16 protein-coding genes are annotated in these 20506 nt (G+C 41.6%); 12 read left to right on the top strand and 4 right to left on the bottom strand.

From position 1 onward, the window contains the following. Positions 1–673: 673 nt before the first annotated feature. Both VPNCDNU1_RS12590 and cqsA read left to right on the top strand, forming a co-directional pair. Complete coding sequence (locus VPNCDNU1_RS12590) at positions 674–1639, top strand: TDT family transporter (RefSeq protein ID WP_167404780.1); 966 nt, start codon at positions 674–676, stop codon at positions 1637–1639. Between the two features lie 220 nt (positions 1640–1859). Further along, positions 1860–3032 (top strand): alpha-hydroxyketone-type quorum-sensing autoinducer synthase, encoded by a 1173-nt coding sequence (gene cqsA, locus VPNCDNU1_RS12585; protein ID WP_104400629.1) that lies wholly within the window; start codon positions 1860–1862, stop codon positions 3030–3032. Between the two features lie 202 nt (positions 3033–3234). On the opposite strand, the gene VPNCDNU1_RS12580 is transcribed toward cqsA, so the two are convergent. Continuing rightward, positions 3235–5289 carry an ATP-binding response regulator gene (locus VPNCDNU1_RS12580; protein ID WP_104400628.1) on the bottom strand — a complete coding sequence of 685 codons (2055 nt, stop codon included), beginning with the start codon at positions 5287–5289 and terminating at the stop codon, positions 3235–3237. 667 nt (positions 5290–5956) lie between these two features. Between VPNCDNU1_RS12580 and VPNCDNU1_RS12575 the strand changes: the two genes are divergently transcribed. Beyond that, positions 5957–6961, top strand: a complete 1005-nt coding sequence (locus VPNCDNU1_RS12575; RefSeq protein ID WP_104400627.1) for a hypothetical protein — start codon at positions 5957–5959, stop codon at positions 6959–6961. Between the two features lie 4 nt (positions 6962–6965). Here VPNCDNU1_RS12575 and VPNCDNU1_RS12570 read toward each other — a convergent pair whose 3' ends face one another. Then, on the bottom strand, positions 6966–8333 hold the full coding sequence (locus tag VPNCDNU1_RS12570; RefSeq protein ID WP_104400626.1) for a sensor histidine kinase: 1368 nt from the start codon (positions 8331–8333) through the stop codon (positions 6966–6968). After that, positions 8326–8997 (bottom strand): response regulator transcription factor, encoded by a 672-nt coding sequence (locus VPNCDNU1_RS12565; protein WP_104400625.1) that lies wholly within the window; start codon positions 8995–8997, stop codon positions 8326–8328. Before VPNCDNU1_RS12565 ends, VPNCDNU1_RS12570 begins: the two co-directional genes overlap by 8 nt. A gap of 133 nt (positions 8998–9130) precedes the next feature. Here VPNCDNU1_RS12565 and VPNCDNU1_RS12560 point away from each other — a divergent pair, with 133 nt between their 5' ends. The 3 genes from VPNCDNU1_RS12560 to VPNCDNU1_RS12550 all read left to right on the top strand — a co-directional run bounded on the left by VPNCDNU1_RS12560 (position 9131) and on the right by VPNCDNU1_RS12550 (position 12179). Next, entirely contained in the window at positions 9131–9994 is an 864-nt protein-coding gene (locus VPNCDNU1_RS12560) for a Bug family tripartite tricarboxylate transporter substrate binding protein (protein WP_201797119.1), read from the top strand. A 193-nt stretch (positions 9995–10187) separates the two neighbouring features. Beyond that, positions 10188–10658 carry a tripartite tricarboxylate transporter TctB family protein gene (locus VPNCDNU1_RS12555; protein WP_104400624.1) on the top strand — a complete coding sequence of 157 codons (471 nt, stop codon included), beginning with the start codon at positions 10188–10190 and terminating at the stop codon, positions 10656–10658. Between the two features lie 9 nt (positions 10659–10667). Further along, positions 10668–12179, top strand: coding sequence for a tripartite tricarboxylate transporter permease (locus tag VPNCDNU1_RS12550; RefSeq protein ID WP_104400623.1), 1512 nt, complete (start codon positions 10668–10670; stop codon positions 12177–12179). A 196-nt stretch (positions 12180–12375) separates the two neighbouring features. Here the strand turns inward: VPNCDNU1_RS12550 and VPNCDNU1_RS12545 are convergent, their stop codons facing one another. Beyond that, positions 12376–13320: a LysR family transcriptional regulator gene (locus tag VPNCDNU1_RS12545; protein WP_104400622.1), complete on the bottom strand. Its 945-nt coding sequence runs from the start codon at positions 13318–13320 to the stop codon at positions 12376–12378. Between the two features lie 160 nt (positions 13321–13480). Here VPNCDNU1_RS12545 and VPNCDNU1_RS12540 point away from each other — a divergent pair, with 160 nt between their 5' ends. The 6 genes from VPNCDNU1_RS12540 (at position 13481) to VPNCDNU1_RS12515 (ending at position 20429) form a co-directional block, all read left to right on the top strand. Beyond that, positions 13481–14143, top strand: a complete 663-nt coding sequence (locus tag VPNCDNU1_RS12540) for an NAD(P)-dependent oxidoreductase (RefSeq protein ID WP_104400621.1) — start codon at positions 13481–13483, stop codon at positions 14141–14143. A gap of 3 nt (positions 14144–14146) precedes the next feature. After that, positions 14147–14857, top strand: a complete 711-nt coding sequence (locus VPNCDNU1_RS12535) for a type 1 glutamine amidotransferase domain-containing protein (protein ID WP_104400620.1) — start codon at positions 14147–14149, stop codon at positions 14855–14857. A 207-nt stretch (positions 14858–15064) separates the two neighbouring features. Then, positions 15065–16537 carry an ATP-binding protein gene (locus tag VPNCDNU1_RS12530; protein ID WP_104400619.1) on the top strand — a complete coding sequence of 491 codons (1473 nt, stop codon included), beginning with the start codon at positions 15065–15067 and terminating at the stop codon, positions 16535–16537. After that, positions 16534–17184 (top strand): response regulator transcription factor, encoded by a 651-nt coding sequence (locus tag VPNCDNU1_RS12525; RefSeq protein ID WP_104400618.1) that lies wholly within the window; start codon positions 16534–16536, stop codon positions 17182–17184. Before VPNCDNU1_RS12530 ends, VPNCDNU1_RS12525 begins: the two co-directional genes overlap by 4 nt. Further along, positions 17181–18032, top strand: coding sequence for a DUF2861 family protein (locus tag VPNCDNU1_RS12520; protein ID WP_104400617.1), 852 nt, complete (start codon positions 17181–17183; stop codon positions 18030–18032). Before VPNCDNU1_RS12525 ends, VPNCDNU1_RS12520 begins: the two co-directional genes overlap by 4 nt. Positions 18033–18113: 81 nt before the next feature. Next, positions 18114–20429 carry a glycoside hydrolase gene (locus VPNCDNU1_RS12515; protein ID WP_104400616.1) on the top strand — a complete coding sequence of 772 codons (2316 nt, stop codon included), beginning with the start codon at positions 18114–18116 and terminating at the stop codon, positions 20427–20429. Positions 20430–20506: the final 77 nt, after the last annotated feature.

Here is a 20506-nt window from a genome sequence, read left to right as displayed (position 1 = left end):
CTTTCGACAACAAAACGATCTACTCATCTTATGGCTTGTTAATCTACCGTTACTCTCAAAACTTCAAACTCTTGAAATTAAAAGCTTTAGAAACCATAAGCCTTGGAAGCCACAAGCTTTGGAAACTATAAGCTTTAGAAACCATAAGCTTTGGAATCCGTAAGCTTTAGAAACTAAAAAGGCGCACCACATAAAGTGATACGCCTCAGACCTCGTTCTCAATCGTGAGTTTGCGAATTAGCTACCAGTCGGGTACTAACAACTTACGAGGATTTCCTGTGTTTTACTTGTTTTCCTACCAAATTTTTATGTAGAGCCAATTTTCTCCCTTCAATGAAGTGTCACGCTTGCTCTACACTTTTAGTATCGTCCATATCGGCTATTTTGCAACCGATTAAAGAGAAAGATCGTCTAAAGATCCTGCCAATGTCACACTTTCGCTATTCAACTGACTAAGTAGATAAAGCAATCAACACTGCAATGGCACACTTCGCATTATTTCTTCGAGAACGATGCATCTTAGAAGCCCTTCGGTATAATACGCGCACTCTATTTAGGCACCATTAAATATGGCGTCAACGTAGCAAATGTTGCCATACATTCCGCGATGTTTAGGGTCTGTAATGCACGAATTCTTCACGCGGCAAACTTTGTAGTATAAGGAATCACATCATTGGACTGGAAACGCTTTATCTACTTCCAACATGTCCCAACGGCACAAGCGTCGCTCGCACTTGGATTTATTGGTCTTGGTCAAGCGTGGGCACTATATTTTCCATTGTTTGGTGATGTTATACGCCCCTTTTGCTCTATTGTTGGCTCTCTGCTCCTAGCTCCAGTCCTAATTAGGTATATTACTTCTCCTAGGGTGTTTCTTCATGATATAAAGCACCCGCTGCGCGGTAGCCTAATGGCTCCGATGAGCATGGCATTGTTAGTATTATGCGATTATCTCGCCATATTACTCCCTAAGATTGCACATCCACTTTGGTTTGCGGCGCTCACTTTACATATCACCATGATGGTGTTGTTCTTTTCATTTCAGATTAGCAATTTTAAGTTCACTAATATTTTCCCAAGCTGGTTTCTTTACCCTGTCGGAGTCATTAGCTCAACGCTTGCTGGGAGCACATTAGGACACACAGTATTTTCACAAAATATGGCGATGGTATGCATTGCTATCTACTTTGTGATGCTACCTATGGTTTTGTATCGCTTGGTTTTCGCAGGTAAACTCCCCCGACCGGCTCGCCCAACCCTTGCCATCATGGCAGCCCCTGTGAACCTTTCTCTGGCCGCTTACCTAGTCAATTTCCCTAATCCCGATCCTATTCTAGCCGGAGCATTATCTGGTATCGCGATTACAATGACGCTGCTCATCTACCTTTGTTACTTCAAGCTTATGAGGCTGAAATTTCAGCCATCAATTGCTGCTGTTACCTTTCCTTCCGTGATCAGTGCAATTGCTATGCAAAGATTAACCACATGGTTTGCAGAGCAACACACTCAGTGGGTATGGTTGCATTGGTTTGGCTTCTTTGAAATTACAATAGCGACTGTTTTGGTAGTTTGGGTGTCGGCAAATTATCTGAAAATGTATTGGCCTGAGCTATCATTAAAGTTAACCAAACCCGAGTAATTTTTCGTTGAAACTAATGGAATATTTCTTATTTATTTTAACAAATCTAATTAAGCCGCACTCCCTGAAGGGTAATTTAGATAATAAATAGATAAATAAAGGATAGCTTTTTTTGCAATAAGCGCCAAAAACATAAATATTGCATAATGACGTATCTATTTCTCTGGATATTAATAAAAGGGTCAGCTGACCTCACAAATATCCACATAAGAGAAATATCATGAGTAATTTTACCGCTAAACCACTGCCGTCTTTTATTGAGAATAAACTCGAGACATATCTCGAAAAGCACATCTATTCCAGAAATAACGGTAAACACATAGTACAAGGCTTACAACCTAGCGACGATTCGATAGTACTCAGAAGTAACGATTATTTGGCCATATGCAATCACGATTTCATTAAGGCTCGGCAAATCAACGCATTGAGTAATGCGACTCGCGAACCCATCATGTCTGCCGTATTCCAAAGCCAAACGGTAGATGAAAGCTCTTTTGAACAGAAATTTGCAGATTTCTTAGGATTCGATCATTGCATTATCACTCAGTCTGGGTGGGCAGCAAACGTCGGCTTGCTCCAAACGATAGCCGACCAAGATACCCATGTTTATATTGATTTTTTTGCCCATATGTCTTTATGGCACGGTGCACAAAACGCCGGTAGTAAAATTCACCCTTTCCTTCACAACAAGCCAAAAAATTTACTGAAGCAAATAAAGAAATATGGACCCGGTATCGTGGTTATTGATTCTGTATACAGTACACACGGAACCGTTGCACCACTTAAGGAGTTCGTAGAGGTAGCGAACGATCAAGGTTGCGCCATCATCGTTGATGAGTCTCATTCGATTGGTACTCACGGGCCAGATGGCGCTGGCTTGCTCTCTGAGCTTGATTTAACCGACAAGGTGGACTTTGTAACAACCAGCCTAGCTAAAACGTTCTCCTACCGCGCAGGCGCAATTCTATGCCATCACAAGGTACATGAATGCCTACCCTTTATTTCGCTACCAGCAATTTTTAGCTCAGGCATTATTCCTTATGAAATGGAAGCACTAAAAGCAACATTGGAGCTCATTAAAAAGAGCGGTCATCGACGTGAGAACCTATTCAATAAATCTCATAAATTAATATCTGGCTTGAAATCCTTAGATATAAAAACAGACAGCAATTCACAAATAGTTGCAATAGAAACTGGAACTGAAGAGAACACAGAAAAAGTGCGTGACTTCTTTGAATTTAACGGAATTTTTGGTGCGGTATTTTGTAGCCCTGCTACACCAAAGAATAAAAGCGTTATTCGCCTATCCGTTAATAGTGAAATCAGCGATGCACAATTAGACAAAGTATTGACTGTTTGCAGTTTAGCCAAAGAGCAAGGTTTGTTAGCTTAATATGAAATTTATTTAGCTAATCAATCAAAATTATATTTCTAATTATTCGTTTCAACTGATAAATAAATAGGCAATAAAATGAATAGGGCTATATGCATGGTAATTTATAAAACACTTACTTTTACTTACCGATGCTGTAGCCCTACTTTTTGTTTTTGGTCTAGCTCTTTTCTTTTAACCCAGTTTATGTTTTTGGCTCAATTTATATCCAAGTAGACACTTTCTGTATTAACACATCTTTGGATGCGGGTTTTAATATGTAGTCGTTCATACCACTTTCTGAAATGGATTTAAGCGTTTTCTCGCATTTTTCACCAGTGAAGCAGATGATTGGTATATCTTTCCCATTGTGTTGATATTTTCGATCTCGAATAGCGACAGTGGTTTCTATCCCGTCCATCTCGGGCATTTCTAAATCCATTAGAATGAGATTAATATCGTTAGAGTTAAGCAAAAGCAGCGCTTCTCTGCCATTCTCCGCTTGAAGTACTTTGTAACCCTGCCTTTCCAAAAGAGTGGATGAATAAAGGCGAAGTGATGCGTTGTCATCAACAATTAGAATGGTTGTATTTCCCTTATGACTCTTCGGTACTCTTGCAATCTCGCTTCCCTTGGATACCTTTTCAAAGAACAACTTATCTAACTTCGTCGCTAACCCTTTTGTGAACGCAGTTACCTCTAGTAATTCGTAGGATAGTATTCGATTTAATGTGAGGTAATTCAGTATGTTACCAGAGTAAAGATAGACTATTTTTCCTTCAAAACTGCAAAGTTCCTTCTCAAGAGCAATGAAGCGCGTTTTATCTTCTTGGTAGCTTGAAAGGTTCACTAATATTACATCTTGAGTAAGTTTGCTCTCGCTCAAATCCAAGCTTACGGGCTCACTGTGGCTCAGCTCGTATCCCGTAAAGAAAGCATGAGACTGAAGCGCGTTAAGTGTTTCCCCTGCTCCACCAAGATAAAGTAAAGACTTGTCTTTAATCACGTTACTCTTCAAAGAAAAGACGCGCTCAGATTCGTATTTAGGGAATCTAAGCTCAAACTGTGTTCCTTTGTTTACTTCACTTTTGCAAACGATAGTCCCTTTAAACGCTTTCATCACTTTACGACAAAACGGCAGACCTAGCCCAAAGCCACCTTTCTTACCAGACGTATAGAAATCACTGAATATTTGTTCGATGTTGTCACTATCGATACCAGGTCCGGTATCTTTAATAAAGATTGAATTGAACTCTTCTCCGATTACGAGTTTGATATCAATTTGGAAATCCGTTCGGTGTTTGTAATAAAGTGCGTTTTTCAACAAGTTGAAGATGACGTAGCGTAACAGCACATCACTACCAAAATAGGGTTCGGATTCGTCAAATGTCAGTCGGATCAAACTTCTATCCGCAGCATTATTGAAATGGAAGCCTTCAATTGAACTTTCTAATGTTTCGCCTAATGAATGTCGTCGGAAGCTGGAGGTGGAAAGCTTGTGCTCATCAATGGAAGTCAACAAAAGGCTAATGGTTTCATTACCTCTTTCGATAACATTGAGTGAGTCATCAAGAATGCCGTTAATCTCGTCTAAGCTTTTTGCGTCAAGAGGATAAAAATCGGATAACTGCTGTGCATTACGTTCAGGTAATAAGTGTTTTACTACCTCAATGGAACTGTAAACCGCGCTTAGAGGGTTCCTCATTTCATGTGCAATACCAGCCCCAAACGATTTTGCTAGCGAGACTTTAGATTCGTTTTCTGTGAAGTTTCGGTAGTAAAACAACGTGCCAAATGCATACGTAAAGAAGAATACGGGCATTAACGTCCATTCAAAATACGTTACAGGATCACCTTGCACAAATATCGTCGCATAAGCGGCTCCATACCCAGTAAGGCTTTGAAAAAATACAATTCTCGTATCGTATATCAACAAAATTTGTAGGAAAATCCCCGACATTAACGACATGCTCCAGATCATTGACCAATCGTTTTTTAAAAGCATATAGAAAAAGAAGTAAGGAATGCACACGCCTAAAGAAATGACATAGTAGATATGCAGGTAGCGCTTTAAATAAATTGGCAGAACATCTCTAAGTAAAATAGGAACGAGCAATAGTCCGCATACAATTCGAAAGCCTAAATTTTCGTAGCTTTCAGGAGCTAGCCATGTCCAAACGAAGTAATAAGCAGGAAAGCCAATAATCCCCATTAAAGCCACAATGGTCAGATTAGGTTCCGCGTATTCATAGATCTTTTTTGCACGATCGAACTGCATTAGTGTCCCTAGCCAAAGCACGATTATTCTTATCAGATAGTCGGATTAGTTATAGCACAGAATAATACTCGATTCATTGAAACTGAGTGAAGTATGATCCACGCCAAACTTCTTCGAAAATTTGAATAACTCATTGTTAAATTAGGCAATTAGATAAATCTGCTGCGAACGATAATCTGTAAATATTGAATCTATCGATTGTAACTTGACCAACCATAGAGCCACAGAACAAACATCATTTAAGTATCCCTGTTTCTCATACGTCGATTCCCAAAAATGAGATTAAATTTCATCAAGTACGATAATAAACGGCTCTCACTTGTCGAAACAAAAAGTTGCAAACTTCTCTTATCATCACTTATTAGATCTGCTGAGCTTATTGCTTCATTCCTTTGAGTAAAGCAAGTGACCTTTATGCATCAGCGCGTTAACCATGAGCTTAATCCAATACAAAGAACACACTCAATAAAACAATGCTTTTATTAAGGGCTTTACTTCGAAACTGACAAGGAAGATCCCTAAAACAGAGCGTCAATTTACGGAAAATTTGAGTCTATTTACACTTTTTTACCTTACAGCACATACTATAAGCACAACCATTGGTAGCACTATGAAGTTTCAAGCTACCGTCACTGTAAAGCACTTTCTTGCATAGGAATTCAAGCTCATGCTTACCACAAGAAATCAATTTATTGCTCTTTTATCCACTACCTTACTGACTGCTGGGTGTACTCAGCCTTCTGACATAGCCTCTAACCCCTCCAACATAGCTTCTAACAGCAGTGTCAATGATTACCAAGGTTCTGCCAGTATTACTCAAGGTCTGGCTAAAACAGTCGAACCAAACCTATTCAACTGCGAAAATGGACGAAGCAGAGTCGCAGGGATTGGGGAAATTACAGATTCCGAAGGAACAGTATGGACAGTTCCCACTAAAAACCACTTAACTACTGCACCAAAAGCTTTCGATTTATACGAACAGTGTTCAAACATCACCCCCCAAAGCCTTGCGGATGTAAAAGAAGCCTCTGTACCGGTTACTGTGATTGATTCTGATGGGGAAGAAATCACAGGCTATATTTTTGCTGACAACTATTTTGAGCTGTACATCAATGGCACACTTGTGGCGGTAGATACCGTGCCATTTACGCCATTTAACTCTAGTGTCGTAAAGTTTAAAGTTAAGAAACCATATACGATCGCCATAAAAGTTGTCGATTGGGAAGAGAACTTAGGTTTGGGTACGGAAAGTAATCGAGGAAAAGCATACCACGCTGGAGATGGTGGCTTTATTGCAAGCTTTAGCGATGGAACTGTAACGGGTTCTGACTGGCAAGCTCAAACATTCTATACCGCACCAATTTACGATCTAACTTGCCTTAGTGAAATTGATGGTCAGCGCCTATCGGAAACTTGTACCACAGAAGGAACAAATCATGGCGAGAACGCTTACGCTGCCCATTGGCAAACTCCAAGTAATTGGATGACTCAGGAGTTTGATTCCACCTCTTGGCCGCAAGCAACGTTATATTCAGAAAATGAAATTGGTGTAAAGAACAAAAAGTCCTACATGAACTTCATAGAAAAATTCAGTGGTGCAGGTGCTAGCTTCATTTGGTCTACAAATGTTGTACTAGATAATGAAGTTTTACTGAGGTATGAAGTTAAGTAAGCCTTTATAGAGCTTCATCTACTAATGAAAAGCCAGAAATCGTTACGCAAAGTCCTTTTGGGGTCCCTGGATTTAATATGAGTTCCCCTCCGTGCATTTCAGCTACGTGCTTGACAATAGCTAAACCTAATCCAAAGCCCTGCTTAGAACGATCGAGGCGAACTTGACGCCGTAATAATACTGACAAGTTTTCTTCATCTACCCCTGGGCCTTGGTCGGTAACGGATATTGCAACCTCTTGGTCATAACGGCGAAGGCGCACTAAAATCTCCCCTTCGCCGTTATCTGGCTTACCATATTTAAGCGCATTTTCGAGTATATTTAGTAAAGCACTCTCTAAAAGAGTTTCATCGACTCGACACATCGCCACTTCAACATCAGATTCAAATGCGATGGATTGTTGCTGAGAAAACACCATCGGAGCATATTTTTTGCTCAGTTGTCGGCAATATTCGACGAGATCGACATTGGTTAAATAATCGCTAGAGATTGAACTGTTTTGCGCCTTAACATAATGCAACATTTGCTCTGTTAATCGCGTCATCAACGAAATGTTACGTTCCACCCCATCTAAGTCATCTTTTTCAGGGTGACGTCGATACATATCAAGCTGCATTTTCATTTCAGCAAGAGGCGTTCGCAATTGATGGGACAGATCGGAGTTAAAGTTATGGCTGATTTCGATACTCCGTTGCAGTCTGGCCATTAAACTGTTCAGAGACTGAACAAGAGTTTCCACTTCTGGTGGAACACTGGTCTGTATCGGTTCAAGATTTGCTTCCGATCGCAAAAGTATTTCTTCCTGTAATTTACTTAACGGCTTTAGTCCTTTTTTAACGATAAAGGCGACCAGTATTAATGTCCCAACACAGACTAAGATAGCAACGAAGGTTATCTGTTTTCTTAACCCTGAAATAGTAGCGTTGCGACCTTGTTTTGATTCTGCAACGACGATGAGAGCATCGCCAATTGAAGTTCTTGCCGTGTATTGAACTGCACGTAGTTCAGTTCCTGCATAGATAGTTTCGTAGAAAGCGATTGGGTTGTCTTTTTCAGTTGCAAGAGGGAGTCCTTCAAATCCAGCCAGTAAGTCGCCATTGGGCGCTACAATTCGATAAAAAATCTTCTCGCTCCTTACGTCACTCAATGTATCGATGGAGAAGTAGTCCATATCAAGTCTTAGCTTATTGTCTTTAACATAGAGTTTGTCATCGATATTTTTTGTCACGGCAACCAACATGTTGTCGTAAAGGCGCTCTGACTTATCTTTGAGAACCCAAATGCTGATAAAAAAAACCAGTGCTGTTAATAAAATGAGTGCACTGGCAATCGCTAGGTACAAACGTTGAGAAAGGGACTGAAAATTAATCACTAAAAGGCTTTCCTAGCATGTACCCTAAGCCTCTTACAGTTCGAATGTTTAGGTCGGGTGCAAACTTCTTGCGCAATCGAGAAACATAAGTTTCTGTTGCCGTTTCACTTAGCTCTTCATCCAGTGAAGAAATGTGTTGTACGATTTGAGATTTGCTGACAACTCGCTCAACATTGCTTAATAAACACTCCAATACAGACACTTCTCGACGATGCAAAATCACATCTTTGCCATAAAAAGTAACCGATTTGTTGGTGACATAAAAAGTGAGCTCCCCATGTTCAATTACATTGCTGACACGAGATGAGGCGCGTCTAAGCAAAGCGTGAACTCTAGCAATGACCTCTTCGGGCTCAAAAGGTTTACAAAGATAGTCACCTGCCCCTTCGTTAAGTCCTAGAATGCGTTCATCCAATTCTGCGCGAGCGGAGATGATCAGTACTGGAAGGTCGCTCTTTTTCTGGCGTAAGCTACGAATAATTTGCATCCCATCACAGTCTGGAAGTCCCAAATCTAATAACAGTAAATCAAATTGTTGGGTATGAATGACATGAGAAGCTTGCTCCCCAGAATCAAAAATATCGACAGCAAAGCCCTGTTCTGAAAGAATTTTTTGTAAACCTTCAGCGATAACAACGCTGTCTTCGATGATGAGTATTCGCATGACCTACTTCAAATTTCTGATTTAAAAGTGTCTATCTGTCATCTGTGCAAGGTTGGTGACAGTGTGTTTGGTTAGGGTTACAGATGTAAACAAGAGGTTAACATCAATATAACTATTAGTAAGGAAGGGTAAAATGAATACGCTCAACAAGGCAATCCTAAAGCTTTCAGCTGTGACTACGCTAACACTCTCTATTTTGCTCCCAAACACTGTACTGGCTGATAATTACCCGAAAAAACCGGTGAACTTTGTTGTGGGATTTGGTGTTGGCGGTAGTGCTGACCGTATGACTCGTGCTATGTCCAGCTTTGTGGCAGAAGAACTGGGGCAGCCAGTGAAGGTGATAAATAAAAAAGGTGCTGGTACCCAGATAGCGGCGAACTACGTACTTAATCGTCCCGATGATGGTTACACCATTTTTGCATCAACGTTTGCACCTTACTTGCCAAATACCATATTGAAAGGGAATGCGAGCTACACCATTAACGATTTTTCTTACATAAACTTTCAGTGGTTTGATTTTGAATTAATCGCGGTAAACAAAGACACTCCCTATAAAGATCTACCAAGCTTGTTAACAGCAATCAAAGAAAAACCTAAATCTGTTAAAGCGGCTGTTGTACAAGGCTCCGGCGGACACTTGATGACTAAGCTGCTTTTGGAGAAAAACGGTATTCCTCAAAAAAATCTAAACTTAGTCACATTCAACAGCGGTGGAAAAGCCCGCTCTGCTGTAGCAGGTGGTCAAGTCGACTTTATCGTCATCAGTGCTCAAGGTAGTGAAGGTATCCGTGAGTTTTTGCGTCCAGTCGCTGTTGTTCGTGACAAGCCAAGTGAGCGTTGGAATGCACCGACAGTTAACGAAGCCTTGAAACCTCTAGGAATTGAAGTTCCGGTTCTAACTGGATCTATGCGTGGCTTTGCCGTACCAATGAATTTAAGAGCAAATACCCAGAGCGTTACACCAAATTGGCGCAAGCTTTTGAAAGCACATTAACAAGAAAAGACGTGCAAAAATTCCTGAAGTCGAGCGACATCGGTGGTGTTTGGGTTGGACCTGAACGAGCAACAGAGATGATGGTTGAAAACTACGAAACCTTCAAAACGTACAAATACCTTCTCGATTAATTACCCTTTCCCTACTCCTGCTGGCTAGCCCCTTCTAGCCAGCTACTCTCTTTGGAGGCTTTATGAGATTGTTAAGTCAACGCTCCGCCGACTTCGTTGTAGTCATCGTACTGGCTCTGTTTGTCTGTTGGTATACTTGGGACGCTTATCAAGCGTCGTCAACCGTGGAAAACCTAATTCTAATTGTTCCGATAGCGTCCATTGCCTTAGTGCTTTGTGCTTTAGAGTTTGCTCGTCAAAGGGTTGTCAAAACTGTTGAAAAAGAACAGAACACAAAGCCCATAAATAATGACGATTTAAAATCGGTATTGCCGATTATTGGTCTTTTTAGCGCGTACGTCTTGTCATTGGAAACCCTTGGCTTTGATATTGCCACCACGCTCTTTGTTGGCGTGTTTCTGTGGATTCAAAAAGACCGCCGTTTGGTTTGGGTTGTAGGCTACAGCGTCGCATTTGGTTTACTGATGTCGACTTTCTTTGCTCAGATGCTGCCTTACCCAATGCCAATGACTTTACTACCAACGGACTATTAGGAGCGTATCATGCTTGATATTTCTGCCATTTCAGCAGGCAGTGAACTGCTGTTTTCATCGATAGGTCCGTGGCTATATGTGTTTCCGGGCATCATCATTGGGTTGGTATTTGGTGCAATACCTGGTCTGCAAATCTCCATGGCGATGGCGATCTTTCTACCTGCAACCCTCTATATGAGCTTCTTGGAAGCCATGCTATTTCTAACCGCAATTTTTACGGGTGGCTCATTCGGTAGCGGGATCCCTGCAATCTTAATGAATATTCCCGGGACATCGTCAGCCATAGCAACGGCATTTGACGGTTATCCAATGGCACGAAAAGGTGAACATAATAGAGCACTTGGTGTGGCTCTCGGTGCTTCATGTTTCGGTGTGCTATTTGGCTATCTGATTCTGTTCATGCTAATTCAACCGATCTCAGGAATGGTGCTAAAACTTGGACCGTCAGAGATGTTCTTTGTCATATTATGGGGCATGACACTCATCGCGAGTCTCAAGGGTGACTTCATGCTTAAAGGTCTACTGTCAGGCATGATTGGTCTGCTTATTGGTACGATAGGATTTAGTGAGGTTGGGGTTGCACGTGGCACTCTGGGCAACGAATACTTGCTTGATGGTGTCCCAGTTATTCCAGCAATGATGGGCATGTTTGCCGCATCAGAGCTCTTTAAATTGGTGAATACTAATTACCTAGTTGCGGATGAATCTGCTCGTAAAGTGAGTATCCGTGAAATACTGAGCGGGGTGATGCACGCCTTTAAACACCCTAAGGTTATGTTACGTGGTAGTTTGATTGGTGTCTTTGTTGGGGCCGTTCCCGGAGTTGGTTCTTCCGTTTCCAACTTACTTTCTTACATAGAGACTAAACGTCGTGATAGAGACCCAGAAAGCTACGGACAAGGAAACCCGAAAGGTGTGGTGGCGGCTGAATCAGCCAACTCGACTTCCGAAGCGGGGTCTATGGCAACCTTATTAGCTCTGGGTATTCCTGGGGGCGGTGCGACAGCGGTGATGCTCGCCGCTTTTGCTATGCATAATATTACTGGTGGTCCGCAATTTATCCGAGAAGAAACCGATATTGTTTATGCGATTATCATCGCTAACTTTGGGCAAGTTTTACTGCTTATCGCCTTGGGTTTGATGTTTATTCCGCTACTGGCTAATGTGGTTAAGGTTCCCATGAGTATCTTGATTCCTTCGGTACTCTCGATGGCAGTATTTGGTTCGTTTGGGTTAACTGGCAACATCTCTGGGCCCGTAACTGTACTGGTTTTCTCAATCGTAGGCTGGGTGTTTAGCCGACTAAACTACTCTGTTCCTGCAGCGGTGATAGGCATACTATTAGGTGGTATGGCTGAAAGTAATCTCTTGCATACCTATCAGATCAGCGGCGGTGAGTTGAGCTATGTGTTTGAGCGTCCGGTTACCTTACTCATTATTGGCTTATTAACGCTGTCGTTATTCGGTTCTAAGTTGACCTCGCTTTTAAACCGCAGAGCCAATCAACCTTCGGCAACTTAAAGTCTATTAGCTGTTGCTATCTGTTCCCGAATCAAAGGTCTAGCTCGACAGCTAGACCTTTATCAGTATTTTGAAACTCGATTTTATATGTGGTTACAGAAGATCTACCGACAGCTTTGCAATAACAAATTCTTCGTTAGTAAGGGGCTCAATAGTATTACTCCAAGCTAAAACTTTCATTGCAAATTAGGCAACATTATGTCAACAGCGAGTCGATAGTTTTAGGCGCAGCCTCTAATTGTTCGATAATGAAGTCTACGCACAGCTTGATTTTCGGGATTTGATACTTAGCTTGTTGATACAATAAATATACGTCGAGATTGACTCCTTGAGCACTTGATAAAGGGAACTCAACAGGTACTTCAACCAAGGCGCCTGATTTGACTAATTCTTTAATCCACCACTTAGGATAAAGCAGCAAGCCTTCATGTTTCAACGCGGCATCCATCAACACATCACCACTATTACAGCGTAATATTGGCGTAATATCTATTTTCCCCCAAGTGCCTTGCTGATATGCCCACCACGGTAAATCCCCATGCACTCCCCTATATTGCAGTGTTGGGGCATTAGATAGGTCTTCAATAGTGAGTGTTGAGCGACCATACCGCTGCTTTAAGCAATCATATAATTTAGGGCTGGCTGCCAAAACAAACTCAGAGCTTGAGATCTTTTTTGCAACGACTCTCTCTTCAGGTGCATACCCTGCACGTATCGCTATATCGACAGAATCCTTACCAAGAGTGACCTTTTCATCAGAAAAATCCAAGTCGAAGTGAATAGATGGGTACTTATGGCGAAACTTGTGCAATATAGGAGCAATCACCTTTTCACCGTAACTCGTTGTTGAGCTTATTCTTAACTTACCTTCCATGGCATCCATGCGTTGAGAAATCAGCTCATCGGCATCATCAATCTTTTGTAACGCATCAGAGATCAAATCGTAATAAACACTGCCTAATTCGGTGGTACTCACATGACGAGTCGTTCGTTTGATTAGTTCGATTCCAAGCTCGTTTTCAAGGTCTTTTATACGACGCGAAATCGAAGAAGCTGGCACATCGAAGTGTTTAGCGGCGAGGCTAAAACTGTTCACTTCTGCTACCTGCTTGAAATAGCGCAACGCTCGCAATTTATCCATAATACTATCTATATACTCGTTATTTTTTCATTAAACTAGCCTTTTATTGTTTAAAAGACAAAAGTAATTTGTCTGCTTTCGTCTGTTTCATTCAATATTCACCCTGTATTGTTTCTTCAATCTAACTACTAATTGAACTTATGATAACGAGGGAACGGCAATGGAAAACAACAAACTACTTATTTTAGGCGCGTCTGGAGGCTGTGGTACTTGGGCAGTTCAAATCGCAAAAGAGCGCGGTTATCAAGTACGAGTGCTTGTTCGCGCCTCCACGAAATACGATGCACCAGAAGGCGTTGAGGTCATCCGCGGTGAGGTACTTGATTTCGAGACCCTTGATAGGGCAATGGTGGGTCAAGATCTGGTTGTTTCTTGCCTAGGAATTAAACGAAAAAATCAAGCTAACCCATGGTCGGAAGTTGTATCCCCGTCAGACCTTGCGCAAAGAAGTGCTGAGAATATTGTTAGAGCAATGAACAACCATCAAATTCAGCGCATCGTGGCTGTTAGCGCTGCCGGAGTTGGTGATAGCTTCAACAAAATGACCCCACTAATGAAGCTGATTATTCAGAAAAGTAACATTAAATTGACGTTCAGTGATTTTAAAAATATGGAAGATATCTTGGCGCAGCACAACCTTGATAGTTTGGCGGTTCGCCCTGTTGGGCTCGTCGATAAGGTATCCAATAAACAGCCAAAACTTGTTGAGCGTTTCAAAATGACGTCGCAAATATCCAAATATGATGTGGCGAAATGGATGATGGATGCCATTGAGCGCCCTACACGTTTTACCAATAAAACAGAAATGATCGGTTGGAGCTAAATTATGATGAAAAAAGCATTAGTGGTCGCAACGAATCATTCCAATCTTGAGAATGAAAAAATCACTCCAACGGGATTATGGCTATCTGAGCTGACCCATTTTTACGATGAATTTGAACAAGCAGGCTACCATATTGATATTGTTAGCCCTAACGGGGGAAATGTACCGATAGATAAACGAAGCTTAGGTTTCTTTGTGTTAGATAAAGCAACTAAAGCGCGCTACCAAGATCCAGCTTTTATGTCTAAGTTGAAGCAAACAAAAGTACTCTCTGATATAGATTGGCAACAATACGATATTGTCTATTTTGCAGGAGGTCATGGCGCGATGTGGGACCTTGTGGATAATCAAGAGCTTCATTCGCTAACGCGTAATATATACGAAGCAGGAAAAGTCGTTTCTGCCGTTTGTCACGGTGTCGCCGCCCTACTAAATGTAAAGTTAAGTAATGGTGATTACTTAATTTCAGCTAAAAAAGGAACAGGGTTTCCCTACTTTGATGAGACGATTGCTGGTGCTAAAAGTTTCGTCCCTTACAATCTAGAACAGGTGTTGAAAAATAGAGGTATGGAATACAGCAAAGCTTTTTTCCCATTAGGGGCACACACGGTGGTTGATGGTCGCCTAATTACAGGGCAAAACCCTAATTCAACAATTAGAACAGCGAAAAAAGCACTGGAAGTGCTCACCTCTTTGCGCGATAAGCAGCTGTAAGACCTAACTAACCCAGTAACCTAAAGTGTCCTACCCTGAATACTCGACCACAAAGCAATTTAGAATTGATACAACAACGGTGGTTTTAGGATAGGGCAATGTCGCGTTCGTTGTCCTATACAATAGGCGACATTTAGGTGACAAATAGTCAGCCTAAGCGTCTATAATCCCCGCCAATAACCAACCAGCCAAGAGATATTGAAAGCTATGACTCACAACCTGTTTAGTCTTAGAACAATTAGATTGGTGGTTAGTGTTCTGATCTTGCCTCTTTCCTTGGTTACTCAAGCGGCTGATAATTCTAATTTACAAACTCGCTGGCAGATATTTTTCCAACAAGCTTTAAGCTTACCTTACGAAACTAAAATCACACTTGAAGAACTTAACCGTTACCCGACCCAATTGCTGCTAAGTGACAATAAATATCCTGATTTTAAAACCTTTTCTTGGGATGATCTTCAAGCATTGTTGCAACTACATCAAACCTGCAAACTGCCAGTTAAACTCTCGGATATAGATAACGAAAAACGCCCGAAGCTCACTCGCGCAATACAGTTTGAACAAGCACTATGCAGCGGTATGATCTTGAACGATGATTGGTACGGTCAAGGCGAGATGCTGCACCCCGCCGGTGGTAGTTACGCGGACCGTTATTTGGCATCCCTCCCCTCAGAAAAGCAAGATCTGTTTATCACAAACCACGCTCGTGAATTGACACTATCAAACCCAAGTCACCCTCTACATGTGCAGCTCTCATCCCTTTCGGATCAGGGCAATGACCTATTATTATCAGGATATCGCGCTTACCTTGGGCAAGATGGCAAGCTCTGGCTAAACGGTGAATTTGGACTGCTGGTCATTGCAGGGGAAAAATGGCGAAAACTACTGAAAACCATCGCAATCAATATTGAAACCCAAAATGGCACCGAACAAGTATGCGCAGTCAGCTATAGCAATTTATGTATTCAGCTACCTCCAACAGAAAATAATGCGGTTAAATGGCTCATTGTAATACTCACTTTGCTCTCTGTAAGTTTCTTATCGATGGGGTTAATTAATCGTAGAGAAGAAGCCAAAGAACGACGCTTTATATTGCAATTGCTCACTCATGAGTTGCGTACACCCATCGCGAGTCTAGGATTTACAGTTGAGCAATTTCGTGGCCAATTTGATCAATGGGATGAAAATGCTCAACGCACTTTTGGACGCTTACTGGCTGACCACCAGCGTTTATCCCAATTAACCGAAACCAGTAAAGGATTCTTGAGCGTTGATCCCAAAGCCCAGTTCCAAAATCAAACGGCTTATCTCTCGGACTGGCTTGAGCACTATTTAGATAAATACAAGTTGGAATATCAACTCGATCATGATCAAGAGTTAACCTTGCCTTATTACTGGCTTGGTATCTGCTTAGACAATTTACTGAGAAATGCCCAACAGCATGGCGAAGGCGACATTTCAATAAATGTCTCTACAGGTCAACACCTCCGAATTGAAGTAAGTGACCAGGGCTGTTTTCCAAGTAAGTATCAATTATTGATTAAACGAATAATGCCCAACACTCACCGCGACAACATGGGTATGGGGCTAGCGATTGTCACTCGCTTAATGACAAAAATGGGAGGAAGGCTTATCTGCTACCGCAGTCCCACTCGCTGCATTTTGGAGTTGCCACTATGACTAAAATTCTTCTTATTGAAGACGACCAATTGTTAGGTGAAGGTTTTAGCCAATATCTCGTCAAAGAGGGATTCGATTGTAAATGGCTTCGTGACTCCAGAAATGTTGAAGACCATTGGATTCAAGCTGACTTGGTTATCTTAGATAGACAACTCCCAGAAGGCGACAGCTTAACTTGGCTACCTCAATGGCTAATGATGAAAGCGATACCTGTGATTGTGCTAACTGCCAAAATTGAAGTTGAGCAACGAATCGAAGGCTTGATGGCGGGAGCAAAAGACTATGTCGTTAAGCCCTTCTCACACCAAGAACTGCTCGCTCGTATTTATGCTCAATTACGCCCATTGGGTGAAAGTAAACTCAGTTACCTAGATGTTCAGATCGATATATCCAAACGAGTAGTGATTCAAAATGGTGAAGATCTAAGTTTAAAGCCTAAGGAGTTTCAACTTCTTGTATTGCTTGTCCAAAATCAAGGGCGGGTATTTCACCGTGATGAACTACTCAATAAAGTCTGGGGATTTCAGGCATTTCCATCTACTCGAACCGTTGATAATCACATTCTCCATTTGAGACAAAAAATACCAGTTCTGAAAATTGAAACACTGCGTGGTGTTGGCTACAGATTACTTGAGGGCATTTCATGAAAAAAGATAAGTTCCTACTTGGACTGGTTAGTACTGCTCTCATCTTTAGCCAGCAGGTCGTCGCAGAAGACTGGTTTATGAAAACACCTCTAGCAGCCACTTATTCGGCTTTGTCCACGGGCAACACTCAGCTCGCTTGGCAAGAAATGCTTATAGCATTAAGTCAGAATTCGTTGGATGAGAAGCATTGGGCCAAACCCAAGGAAGTGATGATTAATCAATCTCAATGTGGAAAGCAATTAATTCCTGATCATCCAATTAATCACAACTCTCATATTAGGATAACGATACAAAAGAAAACTAATTTTATTCAGCAAGGTTATCAAATTAAGGTTTCACTTGATGGCGTAGAAAATAGTGTGAGTATCTCTTTACGAGATCGACATGGCCGAGTGTGGATTTCGGGCACGACCTCGGATCCAGTACAAAGCTATACAGAATTAGAGAGTGATGACCTCGTCTATGCACCGACTTCTGGCTACTACCAATTGATTGTTGATAAAGCGGTATACCCTATCATCTTGTCTTCTAACGACGCTCAAGCATGGGTAAACGTCGATCACAGTGATCCAAGCCTACCCATTCGTATTCGGTTACCTGAGACACCCGTAAGTTGCCAAGTTGGAAATATGCGTTGGCAATGGTTTGATAACCAATTCGTTATGCTTGGTAATTCTCAGCCAATCTACCTCAATGCGCCCAGTGTCGACTCCAATGGGTTTGCAAAAGCTCTTGAGCCAGAGTCCACAAAATACCAAGCGAAATGGTTAAGTGCGGTGGTGTCAAAATGGGAGTATCAAGGTACAGTCAAAATCGAATACGTTCAAAGAACCACTCTCCCTCTTTAAATGAAGACAAACGGGTGACAAAAGGTAATCAAAGTTAGTTTGTAATGTTTTTTATCAACAGCAACGAACGTAACTTTTGCCATGAACAAAACGATTTCATTTTTCCTGGTGCTCGTAACTCTGCCCTTTCTGGCCTGTAGCGCAGACACGCAAAGCAATGCACCAAGTCATATCACACTAAAAAATAACCAACAATCTGTCTCTATTGAGACTAGCTCTTTGAAAATTGATTGGTACACAGAAACTACCCATGTGCCGATCACTGAAGCCGCACTTTTAGTTGAAGGTACTTACCAAAATGCATCACAGGTTGAACAAACTTCTGATACTTCAGTCTCATGGTTGTTAAAGCCTAGTGACCTGAAGGTAAACGCCTCTTTTGACAAAGGATTAAGATTGTCTTTTGAGGTTACTTCTCCCTCCTCTATTGCTCGAAATAAACCCTTAACATTGAAGTGGTTCGATTTACCGAACGAACAAGCCAATACCTTGCTGATACCGTTCAATGAAGGTATGCGTATTCCAACAAACAACAAAACTTGGATGAAATATCTAACGAGCGAGTACTCAGGATCAAATACAACCCAAGATTTGAAAATGCCATTTTGGACGATGGAAGTGATAAGTGAACCGAACGTCTATGTAAGCTACCAACTACTAAACCCAACAAATAATCAGCTTGATTTTTCTATTTCCAATCAAAAACTGGATATGCAGGCAACCCACCAATTCACGGTACTCAACCACCATGAACCGTTCGAAGTCTTAATCACTTTAGGTAACGACTCACTTGATGGTGCCAAGTATTATCGGCAATGGCGTAAACAACAAAACCTTACGACACCCCTATCAGAAAAGCTCGCAAGGCAACCGCAACTCAAGCGTTTAATCGGCGCAAGTCACGTGTATTTATTTGGTCATGATGCACTCTCTATAGAAGATGTTGAAGATTGGTGGGGTTTGAAAGAGTGGTACTTTACACAATCGGCATTAACGCCAATAAAAGATGCCACAAAAGAGCTCCTTAAACTAAAAAAAGGGACACATTGGTTGAGCCAATACCACAAGGGCTTACTAATCGAGAGCATTAACACTTCTTTAGCGCGAAAAATATCAGTAGAGCAACCGACCTCGAATAACAACGGCATAAAGAAGCAGTTCGAAACAGCGCAAAAAAGAAAAAAGTGGCTAGATGAGCAAGCTAGCACCTATTTAATCGACGCAGAGCGATGGGGACAGGCACTATCAAAAGACATGGTCAACAACTTAGTTTCAGCAGGACTGAATAGACTTTGGTTAGGCTTAGATAATTGGATGCCTGCTTTCTACCAACCTCAAGTAGTCGAGCAAGCTAAACATGCAGGTTACCTAGTGGGTACCTATGATTCCTATAACACAGCGATTGAAAAAGAAGTGAACGACTCTTGGCTTACGGCTCAACTGCCTAGCGCAATGCGCGAGAAGTGTGCCATTGAAAACGCTGACGGGGGAAAACAAAAAGGATTTCGCGACCATGGATTTTACTTAAACCCCAATTGCGGGCGAGATTACGTAGAGCAACGCATAACAGATATAATCCATTATGGTCACTTTAATAGCCTGTTTTTGGATGTAGATGCCACCGCAATGGCAAGAGAAGATTATTCTCAAAGTAACGAGATGAATGAGACTAAGATGCTCTCGGCCTTCAACCAGCGTATGGATTGGATAGCATCAAATCAAAACGTGGTTTTAGGGTCAGAAGATGGTAATTCTCTCACTACACAAGGTATTGCCTTTGCACATGGCATGGAAACTGTTGGTTTTGGTTGGACAGATAAAGACATGAAGAAGAATCGCCAATCACCTTATTTCTTAGGTGCTTGGTACCCAAATCATAAACCCGATTTTTTCTTCAAATCAGCACAAGTGAAACAACCATATAAGACTCTATTTTTTTCGCCTCAATACAAGGTGCCGCTGTATCAAACGGTATTTCATGACGAGCTGATCAATAGTCACCATTGGCACAGCGATAGTTTAAAGTTTTCTAATGTGCAAGTGGAGCGTGACTTAACAGCGATGCTCTATAACACACCAGCAATGGTGCATTTAAACCGCGACGAGGCAAACAGTACAAACGCAACCCGCATCAAGGCGTTACAACACTATCAGCAAGGATTTTTACCGATTCATCTAAGGTTGTGGGACAAAGCCATGACTGGCTTTAAATGGATGAATAAACAGGGTTCACTACAACAGACAACTTTTAGTGATGGGAGTGTCATCTTTGCCAACTTTTCCCAAACAGACAAACGCGTATTGGATAATCGAGTGATTCCATCAACTTCTATTGTTGCTCTTTTAAGTGATGAGACGATTATCGAATGGACACCAATACTGCCTGAGTTTTTGTAACAACGTGGAGCCTCCCCATCCATTTTGGTTCCGTAACGGCTGTTGATCGATTACAAGTTCTTTGTTAGCAGGCGCAA

Source organism: Vibrio penaeicida (assembly GCF_002933855.1).
In the GTDB taxonomy this organism is placed as follows: Bacteria; Pseudomonadota; Gammaproteobacteria; order Enterobacterales; family Vibrionaceae; genus Vibrio; species Vibrio penaeicida_A.
Note: the sequence above shows the minus strand (reverse complement) of the source record. Positions and strands in the feature narration are given on the sequence as shown.

Coding starts and splice junctions, on each gene's coding strand:
- cqsA (WP_104400629.1), top strand. CDS start 1,860: ATGAGTAATTTTACCGCTAAACCACTGCCGTCTTTTATTGAGAATAAA.
- VPNCDNU1_RS12580 (WP_104400628.1), bottom strand. CDS start 5,289: ATGCAGTTCGATCGTGCAAAAAAGATCTATGAATACGCGGAACCTAAT.
- VPNCDNU1_RS12575 (WP_104400627.1), top strand. CDS start 5,957: ATGCTTACCACAAGAAATCAATTTATTGCTCTTTTATCCACTACCTTA.
- VPNCDNU1_RS12565 (WP_104400625.1), bottom strand. CDS start 8,997: ATGCGAATACTCATCATCGAAGACAGCGTTGTTATCGCTGAAGGTTTA.
- VPNCDNU1_RS12560 (WP_201797119.1), top strand. CDS start 9,131: ATGAATACGCTCAACAAGGCAATCCTAAAGCTTTCAGCTGTGACTACG.
- VPNCDNU1_RS12555 (WP_104400624.1), top strand. CDS start 10,188: ATGAGATTGTTAAGTCAACGCTCCGCCGACTTCGTTGTAGTCATCGTA.
- VPNCDNU1_RS12550 (WP_104400623.1), top strand. CDS start 10,668: ATGCTTGATATTTCTGCCATTTCAGCAGGCAGTGAACTGCTGTTTTCA.
- VPNCDNU1_RS12545 (WP_104400622.1), bottom strand. CDS start 13,320: ATGGATAAATTGCGAGCGTTGCGCTATTTCAAGCAGGTAGCAGAAGTG.
- VPNCDNU1_RS12540 (WP_104400621.1), top strand. CDS start 13,481: ATGGAAAACAACAAACTACTTATTTTAGGCGCGTCTGGAGGCTGTGGT.
- VPNCDNU1_RS12535 (WP_104400620.1), top strand. CDS start 14,147: ATGATGAAAAAAGCATTAGTGGTCGCAACGAATCATTCCAATCTTGAG.
- VPNCDNU1_RS12530 (WP_104400619.1), top strand. CDS start 15,065: ATGACTCACAACCTGTTTAGTCTTAGAACAATTAGATTGGTGGTTAGT.
- VPNCDNU1_RS12525 (WP_104400618.1), top strand. CDS start 16,534: ATGACTAAAATTCTTCTTATTGAAGACGACCAATTGTTAGGTGAAGGT.
- VPNCDNU1_RS12520 (WP_104400617.1), top strand. CDS start 17,181: ATGAAAAAAGATAAGTTCCTACTTGGACTGGTTAGTACTGCTCTCATC.
- VPNCDNU1_RS12515 (WP_104400616.1), top strand. CDS start 18,114: ATGAACAAAACGATTTCATTTTTCCTGGTGCTCGTAACTCTGCCCTTT.